Origin of the sequence: Microbacterium alcoholitolerans (assembly GCF_050408615.1) — a bacterium.
Taxonomy (GTDB): Bacteria; Actinomycetota; Actinomycetes; order Actinomycetales; family Microbacteriaceae; genus Microbacterium.
In genome coordinates this window covers 2,595,747-2,612,015 of sequence record NZ_JBNTKD010000001.1, presented here as the reverse complement: position 1 = coordinate 2,612,015, position 16,269 = coordinate 2,595,747, and the positions used below count along the sequence as shown (strand labels likewise).

17 protein-coding genes, 1 tRNA gene and 1 pseudogene are annotated in these 16,269 nt (G+C 66.4%); 4 read left to right on the top strand and 15 right to left on the bottom strand.

What is annotated here, in order from left to right:
- Positions 1–114 precede the first annotated feature (114 nt).
- The 8 genes and pseudogenes from ACQUSX_RS12515 to ACQUSX_RS12480 form a co-directional block, all read right to left on the bottom strand.
- A complete protein-coding gene (locus ACQUSX_RS12515; RefSeq protein ID WP_428907241.1) occupies positions 115–759 on the bottom strand; it encodes a vitamin K epoxide reductase family protein in 645 nt (214 codons plus the stop codon).
- Positions 760–895: 136 nt separating this feature from the next.
- A pseudogene (locus ACQUSX_RS12510) lies at positions 896–1,225 on the bottom strand (formate dehydrogenase accessory sulfurtransferase FdhD); the annotation flags it as partial.
- Between the two features lie 88 nt (positions 1,226–1,313).
- Positions 1,314–2,378 (bottom strand): HIRAN domain-containing protein, encoded by a 1,065-nt coding sequence (locus ACQUSX_RS12505; protein ID WP_428907240.1) that lies wholly within the window; start codon positions 2,376–2,378, stop codon positions 1,314–1,316.
- A gap of 174 nt (positions 2,379–2,552) precedes the next feature.
- Positions 2,553–2,643, bottom strand: a tRNA-Ser gene (locus ACQUSX_RS12500).
- Between the two features lie 57 nt (positions 2,644–2,700).
- Positions 2,701–3,177 (bottom strand): Rossmann-fold NAD(P)-binding domain-containing protein, encoded by a 477-nt coding sequence (locus tag ACQUSX_RS12495; RefSeq protein ID WP_428907239.1) that lies wholly within the window; start codon positions 3,175–3,177, stop codon positions 2,701–2,703.
- A gap of 1 nt (position 3,178) precedes the next feature.
- A complete protein-coding gene (locus ACQUSX_RS12490) occupies positions 3,179–4,960 on the bottom strand; it encodes an IlvD/Edd family dehydratase (RefSeq protein ID WP_428907238.1) in 1,782 nt (593 codons plus the stop codon).
- Entirely contained in the window at positions 4,957–6,327 is a 1,371-nt protein-coding gene (locus ACQUSX_RS12485) for a family 4 glycosyl hydrolase (protein WP_428907237.1), read from the bottom strand. The genes ACQUSX_RS12490 and ACQUSX_RS12485 overlap by 4 nt, the downstream gene beginning before the upstream one ends.
- Before the next feature lie 29 nt (positions 6,328–6,356).
- A complete protein-coding gene (locus ACQUSX_RS12480; RefSeq protein WP_428907236.1) occupies positions 6,357–7,193 on the bottom strand; it encodes a fumarylacetoacetate hydrolase family protein in 837 nt (278 codons plus the stop codon).
- A gap of 69 nt (positions 7,194–7,262) precedes the next feature.
- Here ACQUSX_RS12480 and ACQUSX_RS12475 point away from each other — a divergent pair, with 69 nt between their 5' ends.
- The gene (locus ACQUSX_RS12475) at positions 7,263–7,952 is read left to right on the top strand and encodes a hypothetical protein (protein WP_428907235.1); all 690 of its coding nucleotides are present in this window, start codon (positions 7,263–7,265) and stop codon (positions 7,950–7,952) included.
- Positions 7,953–8,012: 60 nt separating this feature from the next.
- On the opposite strand, the gene ACQUSX_RS12470 is transcribed toward ACQUSX_RS12475, so the two are convergent.
- From ACQUSX_RS12470 to ACQUSX_RS12440, 7 genes are all read right to left on the bottom strand, one after another.
- Positions 8,013–8,693, bottom strand: coding sequence for a polysaccharide deacetylase family protein (locus tag ACQUSX_RS12470; RefSeq protein ID WP_428907234.1), 681 nt, complete (start codon positions 8,691–8,693; stop codon positions 8,013–8,015).
- The gene (locus ACQUSX_RS12465; protein WP_428907233.1) at positions 8,690–9,073 is read right to left on the bottom strand and encodes a hypothetical protein; all 384 of its coding nucleotides are present in this window, start codon (positions 9,071–9,073) and stop codon (positions 8,690–8,692) included. The genes ACQUSX_RS12470 and ACQUSX_RS12465 overlap by 4 nt, the downstream gene beginning before the upstream one ends.
- A 117-nt stretch (positions 9,074–9,190) precedes the next feature.
- Positions 9,191–9,970, bottom strand: coding sequence for a DeoR/GlpR family DNA-binding transcription regulator (locus ACQUSX_RS12460; RefSeq protein WP_428907232.1), 780 nt, complete (start codon positions 9,968–9,970; stop codon positions 9,191–9,193).
- The gene (locus ACQUSX_RS12455; protein ID WP_428907231.1) at positions 9,954–10,961 is read right to left on the bottom strand and encodes a D-2-hydroxyacid dehydrogenase; all 1,008 of its coding nucleotides are present in this window, start codon (positions 10,959–10,961) and stop codon (positions 9,954–9,956) included. Before ACQUSX_RS12455 ends, ACQUSX_RS12460 begins: the two co-directional genes overlap by 17 nt.
- Positions 10,958–11,869, bottom strand: a complete 912-nt coding sequence (locus tag ACQUSX_RS12450; protein ID WP_428907230.1) for a carbohydrate ABC transporter permease — start codon at positions 11,867–11,869, stop codon at positions 10,958–10,960. The genes ACQUSX_RS12455 and ACQUSX_RS12450 overlap by 4 nt, the downstream gene beginning before the upstream one ends.
- Before the next feature lie 9 nt (positions 11,870–11,878).
- Complete coding sequence (locus tag ACQUSX_RS12445) at positions 11,879–12,820, bottom strand: carbohydrate ABC transporter permease (RefSeq protein WP_428907229.1); 942 nt, start codon at positions 12,818–12,820, stop codon at positions 11,879–11,881.
- Positions 12,820–14,118 (bottom strand): ABC transporter substrate-binding protein, encoded by a 1,299-nt coding sequence (locus ACQUSX_RS12440; RefSeq protein ID WP_428907228.1) that lies wholly within the window; start codon positions 14,116–14,118, stop codon positions 12,820–12,822. The genes ACQUSX_RS12445 and ACQUSX_RS12440 overlap by 1 nt, the downstream gene beginning before the upstream one ends.
- Positions 14,119–14,295: 177 nt before the next feature.
- Here ACQUSX_RS12440 and ACQUSX_RS12435 point away from each other — a divergent pair, with 177 nt between their 5' ends.
- The 3 genes from ACQUSX_RS12435 to ACQUSX_RS12425 all read left to right on the top strand — a co-directional run.
- A complete protein-coding gene (locus ACQUSX_RS12435; protein ID WP_428907227.1) occupies positions 14,296–15,204 on the top strand; it encodes an SIS domain-containing protein in 909 nt (302 codons plus the stop codon).
- Positions 15,204–15,551 (top strand): hypothetical protein, encoded by a 348-nt coding sequence (locus ACQUSX_RS12430; RefSeq protein ID WP_428907226.1) that lies wholly within the window; start codon positions 15,204–15,206, stop codon positions 15,549–15,551. Before ACQUSX_RS12435 ends, ACQUSX_RS12430 begins: the two co-directional genes overlap by 1 nt.
- Positions 15,527–16,269, top strand: a 743-nt coding sequence (locus ACQUSX_RS12425; protein WP_428929974.1) for a carbohydrate kinase family protein, incomplete at its 3' end; no start/stop codon positions are given. The genes ACQUSX_RS12430 and ACQUSX_RS12425, both read left to right, overlap by 25 nt.

Genomic DNA, 16,269 nt, shown 5'->3' with positions numbered 1-16,269 from the left:
GGTTGTTCTTACCGGCTGGCATCGACGTTAGGCGCAGGCGTCGCCGCTGTCCCCCGCCTTGACGTCTCGCGAGAAACCTGCAAGCCCGGGCTCTCTGGGATGACAGCCGGTGCCTCAGAAGAACGCGCCGAGGACATCCAGGCGCAGCTGGGCCGATACCGCGATGGCGGCGTAGTCGAGCACGACGATCAGCACGATCCAGCGGCCGATGAGCGCACCAGCACCGCGCAGTGCCCTGCCCCACACGCCCGCGCGCAGGCTCCACGCCGCGACTGACCAGAACAGCGGGATGGTCATCAGCCAGACGACCATGCACCACGGGCAGAGCGATCCGAACTCGAACACGCTGCGATAGGCGAAGACGTGCACCAGCGCGAATCCGCCGAGCACGCACACCGCATACACCCGCCAGTACCAGGCGCGCAGCCCGCTCGGGGCGGCGAGCACGCCGATCCCGGCGAGGATCGGGCCGACGAAGGCGACCATGCCGATGATGGCGTTCGTGAAGCCGAGCAGGTTGCCGGCGGGCGCCAGCAGATTGGGCCCGCAGGTGACGACCGGGTTGATGTCGCATGACACGATCGGGGCGGCGTCGGTCAGCTGTCCGATGTACTCCAGGTACAGCAGGAACGACACGACCCACGCGATGAGAGCCGCCGCGATCCAGAACAACGCCGTGCCGGCGCCCGGTCGGAACAGACGCGCGCCTCGGTCGGGCGCGACGGCGTCGGATGCCTGCGTGCTGAGTTCAGAAGACATGGCCGCCCCTCGTGGTCGTCACTGCCAGGGTACGGCGGCGCGCTCGCGTGCCGCCGCTGTGCGGCCGTGGAAATGGCGCTTGCGCTGTCGCGGTCGGATCAGGCTGTCGCGGTCGGATCAAGCTGTGGCGGTCGGATCAGGCTGTGGCGATGCGGCGATCGTGCGCGTAGACCACCAGCGACGGATCGCGCACGAAGCCGAGGAGCGTGAGGCCGGCCGAGTCGGCGAGATCGACCGCGAGTGAGGACGGCGCCGAGACTGCGGAGAGGATCGGGATGCCCGCCATCACCGCCTTCTGCACGAGCTCGAAACTCGCCCGCCCCGACACCTGCAGCGCCGTGCGTCGCAGGGGCAGGCGTCCCTGCTGTGCAGCCCACCCGATCACCTTGTCGACGGCGTTGTGCCGGCCGACGTCCTCGCGGACGGCGATCAGCTCACGCGCGTCGATGTCGAAGAGCGCAGCCGCTACCATGAGACACTCGTGACCAAGTGAGTCTCGGGTCGACTGAGTAGTCGAACGACGCGAGAGGCCCGAGGTGAAGCAGTACCTGGCGTCAGGTGGTCGCTGGCCCCGTGCTTCGGTTCAGGGCCGGAACCGTACTGGGCTCCGCGAACCAATCTGCTGGCAACTCGTGCGCCTTGGCAGCTTGGATCGTGGCTTGGGCGGCGATCGCGCTCCCCTTCACCCTGATCCAGGCCGCTGCTCTCAGTCCCTGCGATTCGAGGTGACGAACGGTCGGAACGAAGTGCTGGCTCGACGCCGAAGTGAGCTGACCGATCCGCTCGCCATCGAGCCGAATCTCGATCAGCGTCTTCGGCGCACGCACGGACCCGCTTTCGATCACGGCTAGCGTGCCAAGGGCGATTCCATCGCCAGCTAAAGTTACGAAGTTCGAGAGGACATCCTGATGCTGTTCTTCGCCTGTGACCTGAAGCGCGGTACCCCAGGGCAAAATGCTGTAATCGATGGCCGGCGGTTCATTCAACGGCAGCACGAGATGTGGCTCGTTCAAGGCGATCGAGACGCGTGCCACATACTTCAGTTTTCGTGACGAGTCCCACGACTGCCGTGCCGATGCCCAGATGCGCGCTCCAGTCGCCGCAACGTGTCCGGAGTCCCACACATCGCGGATCGCGGATACGTACAGCGCTGCAGTTTCCTTTTCCAGGTATCCGACGTGCTGACCGTTGATCTGCACCATGACTGCGTTCTTGTCATGCGGATTGGTCGGTTCTGGAACAAGAGCGGCAATCAGATCCATGCGCTCGATCTCTTCGTCTCGCCTCGGCTTCCGGCCAATCGCCTTGTGAATGCTGGCCATGCGGGCGAACTCACCGGCGACCTCCGTGTTCGGGTATCCGTCTCCGCCCAGCAGTAGATACCCGCTTCGAGTCCGTCGCTGCGGTTCCATGGTCTTCTCGCGCTCGACCGGTTCTTCCACAGCGGCCTTTCCCACAGCTGTGGAAGGTACGAGAGGCTGGATGAGCGGGTCGTTCCCTTGAACACCGTCGTTTGCAATCCAGTCAGTCCAGATGACACCGTCCCAGTAGCGATACTGATTCCGCCCGGAAGGATCGGTGTGCCAAGCGGCGGGAACCGATTGAGTACCGTTGGTCATGTTCGTTCCCCCGCCTGGTGAGGCATTCTGCGCCGACGCGAATCTACCGGCTTGAGGCCCCTCGCGGGGGCGGCGACCACGACCTGTTACCACTGCGTTACCGCTCGTCGTGAACCGATCATGACGAAGGCCCCGCCTCCCTAGTGTTTTCTAGGGGAGTCGGGGCCTTCGATCTGGCGGTGACGGTGGGATTTGAACCCACGGTAGGGGGTTACCCTACACAACTTTTCGAGAGTTGCACCTTCGGCCGCTCGGACACGTCACCGTCGTCCAGCTTACGACATCGCGGGCACCAGGCGCGAATCGAAGTGCTGCGCTCACGTCACGGCCTGCGGCTCCATGGCCGGATCTCGCCGAGAACGCGCGGCTGCCCGTCAACGAGCACCTCCAGCGCGGCCGCGGAGACCTCCTCCGGCGTGTGCCAGCGGGCGGGTCCGGGTCCGCACGTCCAGCCGAGCTGAAGCACCTCGGATGCCGAAGCGGGTTCCCCACGGGACGGGCCGACGGCCGCAGTCGTCCGCACGAGCACGATGCGGTCCACCGCGGACGTGATCAGTTCGAGCGTGAGCGGCGACACGGCCGGCTCGTACACGATTGCGGCCGACCACCGCCTGTCGCCGAGTGCAGCAGACAGCGCGTCTTCCGATGCGGCGTCGATGTACAGCGGTTCGACGCCAGCGGGCATCCGTCGAGTGCGCGCCACACCCGTCACCTGCGTCCCGCGCGACGCAAGCGCCGCGGCAGCCGGCGCGAGTATGCCGGATGCCCCGATGACCAGCACCGCGTCCATACGCTTCACACTAGAACGCCTGTGGTCCGACCGCCGCACCCGAGCGCCCCTGCAAGAAGTCCAGGTCGAGCCCCTCGTCCGCCTGTGTCACGTGCTCGATGTACAGGCGGGTCCAGCCTCGCTCGCTGCCCGGCACCTCCGGCACACGCCATGCGGCTCGGCGGGCCGCGATCTCAGCGTCCTCCACGTGCATGTGCAGCGATCGGCCGGCGACATCAATCGTCACCAGGTCGCCGGTGCGGATCAGCGCGAGCGGTCCGCCGACAGCAGCCTCAGGCACCACATGCAGCACGACCGTTCCGTATGATGTGCCGCTCATCCGGGCATCCGAGATGCGGATCATGTCGGTGACCCCGGCCTCGAGGATCTTTCTCGGCAGGGCGAGGTTGCCGACCTCTGGCATGCCGGGATACCCCTTCGGCCCGACATTGCGCACGACAAGGATGTCGTCGGGCGTCACGTCGAGGTCCGGGTTCTCGGCATCCGCTAGATAGGCCTGTAGCGAGTCCCACACGAGCGCACGACCCGTGTGCTGCATGAGCTCCGGGGCGGCGGCGGACTGCTTGATCACCGCACCGCGGGGAGCCAGGTTGCCCTTCAGCACCGCGATGCCCGAGCCGACCGGCTTCACCGGGCGCTCCAGCGGACGGATGACCTCGCGGTTGAACACCTCGGCACCCTCGTAGTTCTCGCCGAGCGTGGAGCCTGTCACTGTGAGCGCATCGCGATGCAGCAGGTCGCCGAGGGTCTCGGCGAAGCCCGCCGTGCCCCCGGCGTACTCGAAGTCCTCCATGAGGAACCGGCCGCTGGGCATGAGGTCGGCGAGCACCGGTACGTCACGCACGAGGGTGTCGAAGTCGTCGATCGTAAGTTCGACGCCGACCCGGCGGGCGAGTGCCAGCAGGTGAATCACAGCATTCGTCGATCCACCGAGTGCGGCGTTCGCCCGCACGCCGTTTTCGAACGCCTCGCGCGTGAGGATCTTAGAGGGCCGCAGATCCTCGGCGACCATCTCCACGATCCGTCGCCCCGCGAGGTGCGCGGCCGTCGCGCGGCGCGAGTCGTTGGCGGGCAGCGAGGCCGTGCCCGGAAGCTGCATGCCCATGTACTCCGATACGCAGGCCAGCGTCGATGCCGTACCCATCGTCTGGCAGTGCCCCTGGCTGCGCGCCATGCACCCCTCTGCTTCGGTGATCGCCGTGTCATCGATCAGCCCGGCACGATACGCCTCGGTGAACTTCCATACCGACGTTCCCGAACCGATATCCGCACCGCGGTGCTTGCCGTTCAGCATCGGCCCGCCGGTGATCAGCAGGGCGGGGAGGTCGACGGATGCCGCGCCCATCAGGTACGCCGGCGTCGTCTTGTCGCAGCCAGCGAGCAGCACGACGCCGTCAAGCGGATTAGCCCGCAGCGTCTCCTCGAGGTCCATCGCCATCAGGTTTCGCAGCAGCATCGCGGTCGGACGCGCGATGGGCTCTCCCGCCGATGTCGTGGGGAACTCGAACGGCACACCACCCGCCTGCCAGATGCCCCGCTTGACATGCTCCGCAAGCGCGCGGAGGTGGATGTTGCAGCTGGTCAGCTCGCTCCACGAGTTCGCAATGCCGATGATCGGCCGTCCGCGGAACGAATCGTCCGGCAACCCCTCACTGCGCAGCCATGAACGGTGCATGAAGCCGGTCTTGCCCTCGGCGCCAAACCACTGCTGACTGCGCAGGCCCTCGCCCCACTGCCGCGCGACGAGTGGATCATGCGGCTCCGACGTCGATCCGAGATTCCTCGCGCTCATGCGAACCTCGGCAGATGCTGCGACTGTGCGGCGATCAGATCATCGGTGAGAGCGGCCGCACGGTCGGCGTCGAAGATCGCGCCGTCGGCGATCATCGCCTCGACGACGAGGTCACGGTCGCCGTTCAGCGCCGCCTCGACCGCCAGATCCACGGACGTCAGGCGCCGGGCGAGGATCGCGGTGAGCGGCTTGCCGAGATCGGGAACCGAGACAGGGCGGATGCCGCGTGCCGTGGCAACCCCAGGGATCTCGACGGCCGACCATTCCGGGAGGCCGGGCACGGCGCCGCCGTTCACGACGTTGCAGCTGAACATCTCACGCGAGTCGAACGTGATCGAGCGGATGATCGCGATCAGCTGCTCCTGTTCTCCGCCCGATCGCTCGAAGATCGACTGGTCGAGCGGCTCCTCGCCGAGTGCTTGGCGCTTCATGCCCTGGTAGCGGCTCTCGCCCCACTCCAGGATCTCCGGCAGGCTGAATGCGTCGATACCGAGCTTCTTGCCGTAATAATCCCCACTCGCGAAGCGCTCGGGGAAGAACTCCACGACGTGCCGGTCCCCGGCCGCCGCGAACGCGCCATAGCGGTCGAACAGCTCCCAGGCGAACGGATTGTGCCATGCGGTCGGCTTGTCGTAGAAGATGTTGCCGATGTCGGCCGGATCGGGCGCTTCGGCGAGTTCACGTTGCACGCGCTCGCGAATCAGCGGCCACGCGTCCCGTCCCTTCCACCGGAAGTCGTAGATGAACGTGAGGTGGTTGATGCCGGCGTACAGGGTCGACGTCTCTTCGAAGGGAGCATCGATGAGCTGCGCGAGCTCGCGCTGGATGTGGTGCATGCCGTGGCACAGCCCGACGACGTCGACGCCGGTCTCCTGGTGGATGGCCTGCACGTTCGCAGTCATCGGGTTCGAGTAGTTGAAGAAGAACGCATCAGGGGCGAGGTCGGCGATGTCCTGCGCGATCTCCACGAGCACGGGGGTCGTGCGCAGCAGCCGCGAGATGCCGCCGGGCATGATCGAGTCGCCGACCGGCTGGTGGACGCCATGGCGCTGCACGATCTCATGGTCGAGCTGCCACGCGGGCCGCCCGCCCACGCCGACGCACGTCACGATGAAGTCGGCCCCCGGCAGCACCGCCCGTCGGTCTGTCGAACGGACAACGCGGATGGTCTCGCCGGCACCGCGCGCTGCGACCATCGCCTCGGCGAGGTCCGCGGCCACGTTCAGGGCGGTCTCATCGACGTCGACGAGGCGGATCTCCCACGCGCCGAGATCCTCTGCGCTGATGAGATCCGCGAGAAGTCCGCGGGTGAAAACGGCGGATCCGGCGCCGATGAGGACGAGGATGCGGCGGTCTGAGGTGTTCATCGTGGTACTCCGATCGCTGGACATGACGGTCAGGCGGTGAGCTGTGAGCGGTGGACGAAGCGGTTTCGCAACTCGCCGATGCCCTCCACACCGGCGACGACGACCTGCCCGTGTCGAAGGTACTGCGGCGGAGTGCGGAATCCGCCCGCTCCGGCGGGGGTCCCTGTGAGGATGAGATCTCCCGGCTCGAGCGTGACCCCGTCGCTGACGAATGCGAGGATCGTGGGCACGTCGAAGATCATCTCGGCCGTGTCGTCCTCTTGGAAGAGCATGCCGTCGACCTCGGCGTAGATGCGGTGTCCGCCTGGGGATCCGAACTCGTCGGCGGAGATCAGCCACGGGCCGAGGGGGGTGAACGTGTCGAACGACTTTCCTCGCGTCCACTGCACATCGCCGAACTGCACATCCCGTGCCGACACGTCGTTGGCGACTGTATAGGCGACGACGTCGTCGAGGGTGGCCGGCGTATCACCACCGCAGCGACGCCCGATGACGAGAGCGAGCTCCGCTTCGAAATCGACGCCCTGGGTGAGATGGTCGGGGATCACGACGTCAGCGGTCGGGCCTGTCAGCGAGGTGACGTACTTGGCGAAGGTGAGCGGGCGCTCCGGCTGGGCGATGCCGGTCTCGGCTGTGTGGTCGACGTAGTTCAGTCCGACCGCGATGATCTTTCCGGCGCCGGACACCGGTGCGAGGAGTTCCAGGCTGTCGAGATCCGCCTCAGTCCAGCCCGCAACCGCCTCCGCGGTCTCGCCGAGCGCGATCAGCGCGTCGTCGGGATACGACTCCGGTGCGACCCGTGACACACCGGCATGGGTGACGACGATGCGGGGCTGCCCCTCGACGACGGCTCTGGCGACTCTCATGTTTCTCCTTCGAAAGGGTGATGGACACCATGTTGTCATAAACATCCACAAATGAGCAAGAATAAGCATATGCATTCAGAGAACGTCATTGTGGTCGGCGCTGGGCGCCCCACCTCGGGCCCAGTCAGTCTCACCCAGGGCCGGTACGGGGCTCGCGGAAACCTCGAACTCCTCGCGTGCGATTCGCGCGACGGCCTGTGGGTCTTCTGGTTCAACGCCGACGAGGCCGAAGATCCACTGCAGTCACCGGACGTGCCCGCCGGGTGCTGGAGCGCCGGCCTCGCCTTCGCCAGCGGGCGACACTTCGTCGACGCACAGATCGTCCAGTCGACGCTCGGCCCGGACCACCTCGAAGTCGTAGCCCTGACGGATGCGGGCACGCTGGAGAGCTGGTACTGGTCCCCTGGACCGGGCTTCCAGCGCCGTGTGCGCGACGTCGCGGCATCCGTGCGGCGGTTCCGTCTTACGCACGACGGCGGCGTGCTCCACGTCTCACTGGAGCTCACAGGCGGCTCATCCGCGTCGCTGGTCTCTGGGACAGATGGCTATCCCGACCGCATGTGGCGTGCGTCATCGCAGCCACCCGTCTTCGACGACGGTTCGGCGGAGCGGGCACTGCAAGGTCAGGGCATCACGGACGTCGCGAGCGGCACTGCGCGGGCAGCGCAGTCGACGCGCAACGGAGGTACGACCGAGCTCGCTTGGCGTGACCGGAGCGGCCGGGTCCGTCACCTCGCCGTCCCTGACTCCGGCATCTGAGAACCGCAGGCGCGCGTCGAGTGCACGACGCGCGCCCCCGGTCGATCGACACAGTTGCGGTCAGTTGACGCGGTGGATCATCGTGTTCGCGAACTGGTAGCGATAGCCGGCATCCTTCACCGCTTCGTCATGGCGAGGACTCTGGCCGTACGACGAGCCGTGCAGCCACACGAAGGCCGGCGCCTCTTTTCCCGTCACTGCCTCGAGCTGCGCCTTGGAATCGACGACCTCTCGACGGATGTCCTCCTCGGACAGCGCGCTGTCGAATCCTTCGTGATGCGCGGTGTGCGGGAACACGACGTGACGTTTGGAGACCTCAGCCACCTCATCCCAGTTCATCGCGATCCGGCCGCCCTTGGTGTCCTCCTCCACGAGCGAGATCCAATGCGCTCGGGCGAAGGCCTCCTGGTGCTCCGGGGCACAGTCGACGAAGGAGGTCGCGATCGGAAACCAGCCCGTCAGGCCGTACTCGTCGCACAGCGGCGCCGCCACTGAGACCGAGTTGCGGTAGCCCTCGTAGAACACGGGGATCAATCCCGGCTTGTCCTTGTGCCACACGCCGGTGTCGAACAGCCGGTCGAGGTCGGCGAGCGTGACCGGCGCATAGTCGCGCGCGAAGCCTGCCAACTCCCGCTCGAGTTCGGCGCGTGCGCCGCGGGGCGTGGAGTGATAGTTGACGACGCGGATGAAATGACCATTGGCCAGCTGTTCCCGCTGAGCGTCGAACGAGGGGCGAGTCATGCGGATGTTCCTTCCAGATCCGATGCGGGGGCGTCCGAGAGGGGTCGAGCGCCCGGCGCGAAGTGCGTGTAGGCGAGCACCTGCATCGCCGTGATGACCGCGCCCTCGTCGTCTGGGCGCGCCCAGGGCACCAGCGCGTCGCGGTAGCGATCGAGAACCTCGAGGAATGCCGTGCCTTCGGCTCGTTGAGCACCAGACGCGGCGGTCGGGATGGCGGTGCCACGCTCGTCGGCGAGCCCGAGCACCATGGGGATGCCCTCGCGCTCGAGGCGACGGTCGTGGCATGCACGCATGAGCCCGACGATGTCACCGGCCTCCAGCAGCGCGGCTGCGCTCGGCTCGCCGTCGTGAGACGACGGTCCCTGCACGGTTGCAGACATGTGTTCCTACCTCCGATTGTGTGTGGATGACGATCCTGTGGATGTCGAGAAGTGTGTCGGGCGCGTCGTTCGCGGGCAGGCTCACGCCGGCTCCTGCGGTCGAGACTGCGGGCGGGATCAGCAGGTCTCGACGGTGACCCCTGCACCGCGCATGCGCTCCAGCACGTCGGCATCCGCTCCGTCGTCGACGATCAGGCGGGAGATCCCGTCGGTCGGAACCAGGCGGGCGGGGCCGCGGCGCGCCAGCTTGGAGTGATCGGCCAGCACGAGCAGCTCTCGCGCCGACGAGGCGAGCGACCGGTCGGTCTGCGTCTCGGACAGGTTCGTTCCGGTCAGTCCCATCTCCGGATCGACGCCGAACGCACCCGTGAACACCCGATCGATTCCGAACTCGTCCAGGCCTGCGATCGTCAGATGGCCGAGCAGACTCATCTCACTGCGGCGCAGAAGGCCTCCGAGCACGATGACGTCGATGTCGACCAGTTGCGACAGCCTGCTGACGACCGTCAGGCTGTTGGTGAGTACGGTGAGACCGCGAATGCCGCTGAGGAACGGCAGCATCGCCTCGGTGGTCGTGCCGCCGGTGATCAGGACCGTCGAGTTCGGCGTGATGTGCGCGGCGGCCGCTCGCCCGATGCGCTGCTTCTCTTCCGCGAAGGCGATCTCGCGCTGGGGCCGCAGCGGCTCCACATCGTCCTCGACCTGGGCGGCGCCGCCGTGCACGCGCGCGATGAGCTTCCTGTCCTGCAGCTCGTTGAGATCGCGCCTGACGGTCGACGTGCTGACGCCGAGCATCTTCGCCATCTCACTGACAGACCCTGCACCATAGGTGCGGATGTAGTTGAGAAGCTCGCGCTGGCGCTTCGGCCCGATCAGATGCTCAGTAGCCGGCTGCACGGTCCACCTCATTCAGCAGGGGCCGATTCTCGGCCAGTCGAGTCAGGTTCTCGACAACGAGGTCGAGTGTCTGTGCATGATACTGCGGTGCGAGTCCGGCCACGTGTGGCGTCACCAGCGCGCCTGGTTCCGTCCACCAGACCGAATCGGATGGAAGCGGCTCCTCGTCGAACACGTCCAGCGCCACGCCGCCCAGGCTCCCATCCCGCAGGCGCTCCAACAGCGCCGTCTCATCGACGATGCCGCCGCGGGCGATGTTCACCACACATGCTCCCGGCGGGAGCAGATCGAGCTGCGCCTGCCCGATGAGCCCTCGGGTCAATTCCGTGAGCGGCACCACGACGACAAGGTAGTCACTGCGTCGCAGCACCTCGTCGATGCGTTCGACAGGGAACAGCTCGGCGAGATCGCCCTCGATCGACTGGCGCCCGGTGTCGAACTTCTCCCCCGCGACCACGCGGGTGCCCGAACGACTGACGCCCAGCACCTGCATCCCGAACGCGGTGGCCAACCGTGAGATCTCGCGGCCGATGCGGCCATAGCCGACGATCCCCACGGTCGCGCCGGGAAGGCTGCGCGGCGTGAGCTTCGCGAGGCGATCCGAGTTGGAAGGCCAAGTGCGAGCCTGCCGGTGGCCGGCGATGAGTGGCATCCGGTGCGCGAGCTCGAGGATCGACATGAGCGCGTACTCTGCCATCGGCACCGGCGCGATCCCGCCGAGCGTCGCGATGGCCACCCCGCTCTCCCACACCGATGACCCGCGCACGTGGTCTACTCCGGAGGTATCCAGCTGCACGAGCTTGAGCTCTGGGGCATCCGCGGCGTGCGGGAGCCACTCGCTCGTGTGCAGCAGGTCCACCTGAGCGAGCACGTCGGCATCCGGATCATCCTCCGGCCTCATCCGATGGATGTCGACCTCGGGCATCCGACTGCGCAACTCATCGAACCACGCATCCGGCAACGGCAGTGTGCAGAGATAGGTGAGTGTCATTTGATCCCGCTCCGGGCGAAGCCCTGCACGAAGTAGCGCTGGAAGAAGATGAACAGCAGCACCATCGGCAGCACCGAGATCAGCGCGAGCGCCATGATCGCGTTGTAGTCGGGCGACGTCTGATTCTTCAGGTACAGCAGTCCGATCGGAAGGGTGAACAGTGCGTTGTCCTTGAGCGCGATCAGCGCCCAGGCGAACTCATTCCAGCTTCCCATGAGAGTGAGCAGCGTGAGCACCGCGATCAGCGGCTTGCACAGTGGCAGCACCACCTGCAGGAAGATGCGCGGGTGGCCGGCGCCGTCGATGCGGGCCGCTTCGATGATCTCGTCGGGGATGCCGATGAAGAACTGGCGGGCGAGGAAGATGCCGAAGGCCGCTGCGGCGGCGGGGAAGATCACACCCCAGTACGTCCCGTAGATCCCTAAGCCCGAGACGAGCTTGAACTGCGCGACCATGATCGCCTGCACCGGGATCATCATGGTCGCCAGAGCCAGGAGGAACACTGCGTTGCGTCCGCCGAAGCGCAGCCGCGCGAATGCATAGCCCGCCAGCAGATTCACAGTCACAGTCAGCACGGTGACGAACGCGCCGATCACGATGGAGTTGCCGAGCCAGTCCAGGACCGGCACGCGATTGAACACCTTGACGAAATTCTCCAGTGTCAGGGTGCTCGGCCACAGGCGCAGTCCAGGCTGGAATACCTCGCCGCGGGGTGAGAAGGCGACGACGAGCATCCAATACAGAGGGAAGACGACCAGGAGCGACACGACCGACGCGATGAGTGTGCGCCATACGATGCCCTTGCGCCCGTCGGCGTGTCGGCGTCGACGCCGCTGCACCCTGGCGGCGCCCTTGTCTCCGAGGATCGCAGCGTCCGCGATCTGGACGACGGTGGTGGTTTCAGCCATGATGCGTCCTTACTCCGCGAGGTCTCTGGTCCGGCTCGTCTTCCACTGGATGAAGGTGAAGAGGAGCGTGATGAGCAGGATGACGATGCCGATCGCGGCGCCGTACCCCTGCTCCCTGATCTGGAAGCCGTTGCGATACGCGTAGGTCACGAGGACCGAGGTGGCGTTTCCGGGGCCGCCACCGGTCATGACGAAGATGAGATCGAAGACCTGGAACGAGGCGATGACGTTCATGATGAGGAGGAAGAACGTCGAGGGGCCGACCAGTGGAACGGTGACGGAGCGGAACTGCTGCCAGCGGCTGGCGCCATCGATGCGGGCGGCCTCGTACAGTTCGGGCGAGATCGACTGGAGCCCGGCCAGGTAGATGATCATGTTGAAGCCGAGCCGCAGCCAGATCGCTGCGATGATCACCGAGATCATCGCCGGCGTGCCCTGGGACTGCCAGCCGATCGAATCGAGACCGATGGCCTGCAGCACCTTGTTCACGAGGCCGTTCGACTCGTAGAACAGGATCACCGCGATCATGCCCGACGCGACGCCGGAGATGACCATCGGGAGCACGATGATCGTGCGGAACAGCCCTCGAGCCGGGAGCACCGAGTTCAACAGCACCGCGAGACCGAGCCCGCCCAGGAGCTCGATCGGCACAGTCGCGATCGTGAAGACCATCGTGTTCAGCAGGCTCTGCCAGAAGACCGGGTCTGTGACCAGGGTGGCGTAGTTGTCGAGGCCGACCCAGTCGGGATCGCCAAAGCCCTTCGTCTCCTGGAAGGAGATGATGAGCGCCCAGACGATCGGGACGAACAGGAACAGCGTCATGAGGACGAGGTTCGGCGCGGCGAAGCCCCAGCCGACGAGCGATTCGCGCAGCCGGGCCTTGCGCCGGGCCGCCCGCGGTCGGGTCGACGTCGCTGCGCCGGCCCGATCGCGGGTGGTCAGGACAGTCATTACTGCGCGGCCTCCTCGATCGCTGTCGACAGCTTCGCCAGCGTGTCCGCTGTCGACTGACCACCGATGAAGGCCGCCTCCAGCTGATCCTGCAGGGCGGTATTCACCGCTGACATGGCGGGAGAGGTGAGTTGTTTGACGTCCTGCGGCTCGATGGTTGCCGCCTGGTCGACGAAGACGGGCATGACATCCGGACGGACCTTGAACTCCACGGCGTCTCCCTCGAGGTCGATGCGCGTGGGGAGCTCGTTCGTGTTCGCGCAGAATTCGCTCATGGCCTCGGTCGACACCATGAACTTGAGGAACTCGGCCGCGAGATCTGCGTTGCCGGTGTCCTTCGTGGCGACCAGTGCGTTGCCCCCGAGGTCCGTCGCACCGCGCTCATCCTTCGGCATCGGGATGGCCGTCCATTCGAATTCCGCGAGGTAGTCGATGTCGGGCACGAGGAACGAACCGATGAACGCCATCGCGGCGGTGCCTTCGGTGAACAGCGAGTCGGCGTAGACCGTGCCCTTGGTGGAGCTCGTCGGCGGGACCCAGTCATTCTCGAAGAAGCTCTTCGTGAAGTCGAGCGCCTTGGCCCCCTCGGCGGAGTCGATCGTCGCCGTCGTTCCATCGAGGAACGTCCCGTCCGCCTGGAACAGCCAGCTGAGCCAGCGTGGCGCGCCGCCGAGCTGCCAGTTGTACACGAAGGGGTACTTGTCCGCCGGGAGCGCGGTACGCAGCTCCTCGGCCACGTCGGCGAACTCCTCCCAGGTCCAGGCATCCTCCTGTGTGGTGGGCAGGGCGGACGGATCGATGCCGGCATCGGACAGCATGGCGGTGTTGACGAGCAACGCCGATACGTCCGTCTGGTGCGGGACTCCGTAGGGCGCCCCATCGTACGAGATCGCCTCCCACATCGCCGGCGTGAACTCGGCGATCTCGTCCTGGGTGAAGTACTCGCGGAGGTCGAGCAGCTGGCCCTGGCTCGAGTACACCCCGAGGTTGCCATAGTCGACACGGAAGATATCCGGCGCATCGCCCGACGACAGCTGCGCGTCGATGTTGGAGAACATCTGGTCGTAGGGCACGACGTTGAGCTTGATGTCCACGCCTTCGTGCTCCGCCTCGAAGTCGGAGATGAGTTTCTTGAAGCTGGTCTCCTCAGCCTCGCTGCCCCACGTGGTGAAGGTCAGGGTCTGATCGTCTCCCGCGCCCGAGCCGCCCCCGCCGAAGCCCGCGCAGCCCGAGAGCACCAGTGCGCTCGCGGCGCCGAGCCCGACGATGCCGACCAGGCGCTGATTTCCGATTCTCACGCTTGGATCTCCTTCTCCGTGATCGCGCTGCAGCCTCGATGCTGCGGCGTCTGCCTATGCAGTATTCAACAATCAGCGCGTTCCGTCAAGAACTTTCATTCTTTGCTCATTTCTGATTGACTTTGCGCAGATCGCTACCAGATGTGTGGCGGCCGAGAGACTCGAAGGACCACCCAGATGAACGACACCAACGCCGAACCGGGCAGGATCACCCGCGCCGAGCTCGCCAGCCAGCCACACGTCTGGCAGCAGGCCCTCGACCTCGCAGAGGAGCATCGTGAGCTCTTGCCCTCCTCAGGTGAGAAGGTGCTCGTCGTCGGCTGCGGCACGTCGTACTACGTGGGAGACGCCTACGCCTACCTCCGCAACGACGCGGGCCTCGGGCGCACACGGGCCGCGATCCCCAGCGAGCTCGACTGGATCGACGACGACGAGCACATCGTCGTCATCTCGCGTTCAGGGACAACCGCGGACGTGGTCGAACTCGTCGAACGCTACGGTGCGACCCACCGCGTCACCGCCATCATCGGCGACGCGGACACGGCGCTCGGCCGCCTGTGCGCCGATCGCACCGTGCACCTCGCGTTCGCTGATGAGAAGTCCATCGTGCAGACCCGGTTCGCCACCACCGGTCTCACCGTGCTTCGTGCGTCCATCGATCAGACACCGTCGTCGCTCGTGGACGATGCCCGCGCCGCACTCGCGGCCTCGCTCCCCGCCGACCCGTCTCGGGTGCAGCACATCGTCTTCCTCGGTCACCGGTGGACGAACGGCCTTGCCCAGGAGGCCGCGCTCAAGGTCCGCGAATCCGCGGGGTTCTGGACTGAGGCGTATTCCATGTGGGAGTACCAGCACGGGCCGATCTCCTGCGCGGGACCGCACACCCTCGTGTGGTTCCTGGGAGACGCCCCAGATGTCGTCGTCGACGATGTGCGCTCGACCGGAGCAACCGTCTATGTGAATGATCTCGATCCGCAGGCGAATCTGCCTCTCGTGCACCGCCTGGCTGTCGAGCTGGCCGCACTGCGGGGGCGGAACCCCGACACCCCGCCGTTCCTGAACCGCTCGGTCCTCGTGACAGACTGATGCCCCTCATCACGGTCGCCGCGCATCCGCACGCCGAGGAGCGGGGTCTCCTGAGGAGCATCGCCGATGCAGTCGCGAAGAGCCTCGGCCTCGGTCCCGGCGACGTCATCGCGATGTCGGTGCCGGTGCGCGAGACCGTCGCCAACACCGACAGCGTCATCGCCGGCAGCGATAACGTGGCAGCGGGATCATGGATGCTCGTCAGCATCCACGGGTCGGATCGCGGCTCTGACAAGATGCGCGCGGCGTGCGCGTCAGCAGAGACCGCGGCGAATGAGTGGAGTCGTCGGCTCGGCGTCGACGGGGAAGGGGTGTGGTGCGAATGGCTGCTGCCTCAGCATCCGTAGGTCAGCTGCTCGTCGTCGGCGAGCTGTGCGTCGACCTGATCGTCGAGGTCGACGAGATCCGGTTCGGTCAGCACGAGCAGATCGTGCCGCGCACGACGCTGACGATGGGGAGCTCGTCCGCCATCACCGCGTGCGGAGCGGCAGCCCTCGGCGTGCCCACCCGACTGGTAAGTGTGCGCGGCGACGATGCGTTCGGCCGCTTCCTCGACGATGAGCTCGTACGGCGCGGTGTCGACACATCCCGCGTGCGGGTGGACGCTTCCATCCCGACCGGCGCCTCGACTCATCTGACCCGTCCAGGCGGTGACCGCGCCATCCTGACCTCGCTCGGTTCGATCGGCACCGTCACCTCATCGGACGTGCACGCTGAGGATCTCGCCGCCGCGGCTCATCTGCACGTGGGCAGCTACTTCCTGCAGTACGCCCTGCACCAGGAGGCTCCGGCTCTGTTCGCAGCGGCCCGCGCCGCCGGGATCCGCACGTCGCTCGACGGCAACTTCGATCCGGAAGAGTGCTGGGACTGCGGCATCCTCGACGTGATGCCGCACGTGGACGTGTTCTTCGGGAACGAGGAGGAACTCACCGGCGTCACGGGCACCGCCGACATCGACTCTGCCGTCGAGCGTCTGCTGGCGATCATGCCGGACGGCGCGATCGTGATCGCGAAGCTGGGCGCGGACGGTGCCGCGGCGGTGCGTCGTGCCGGCGCCGGCACGAC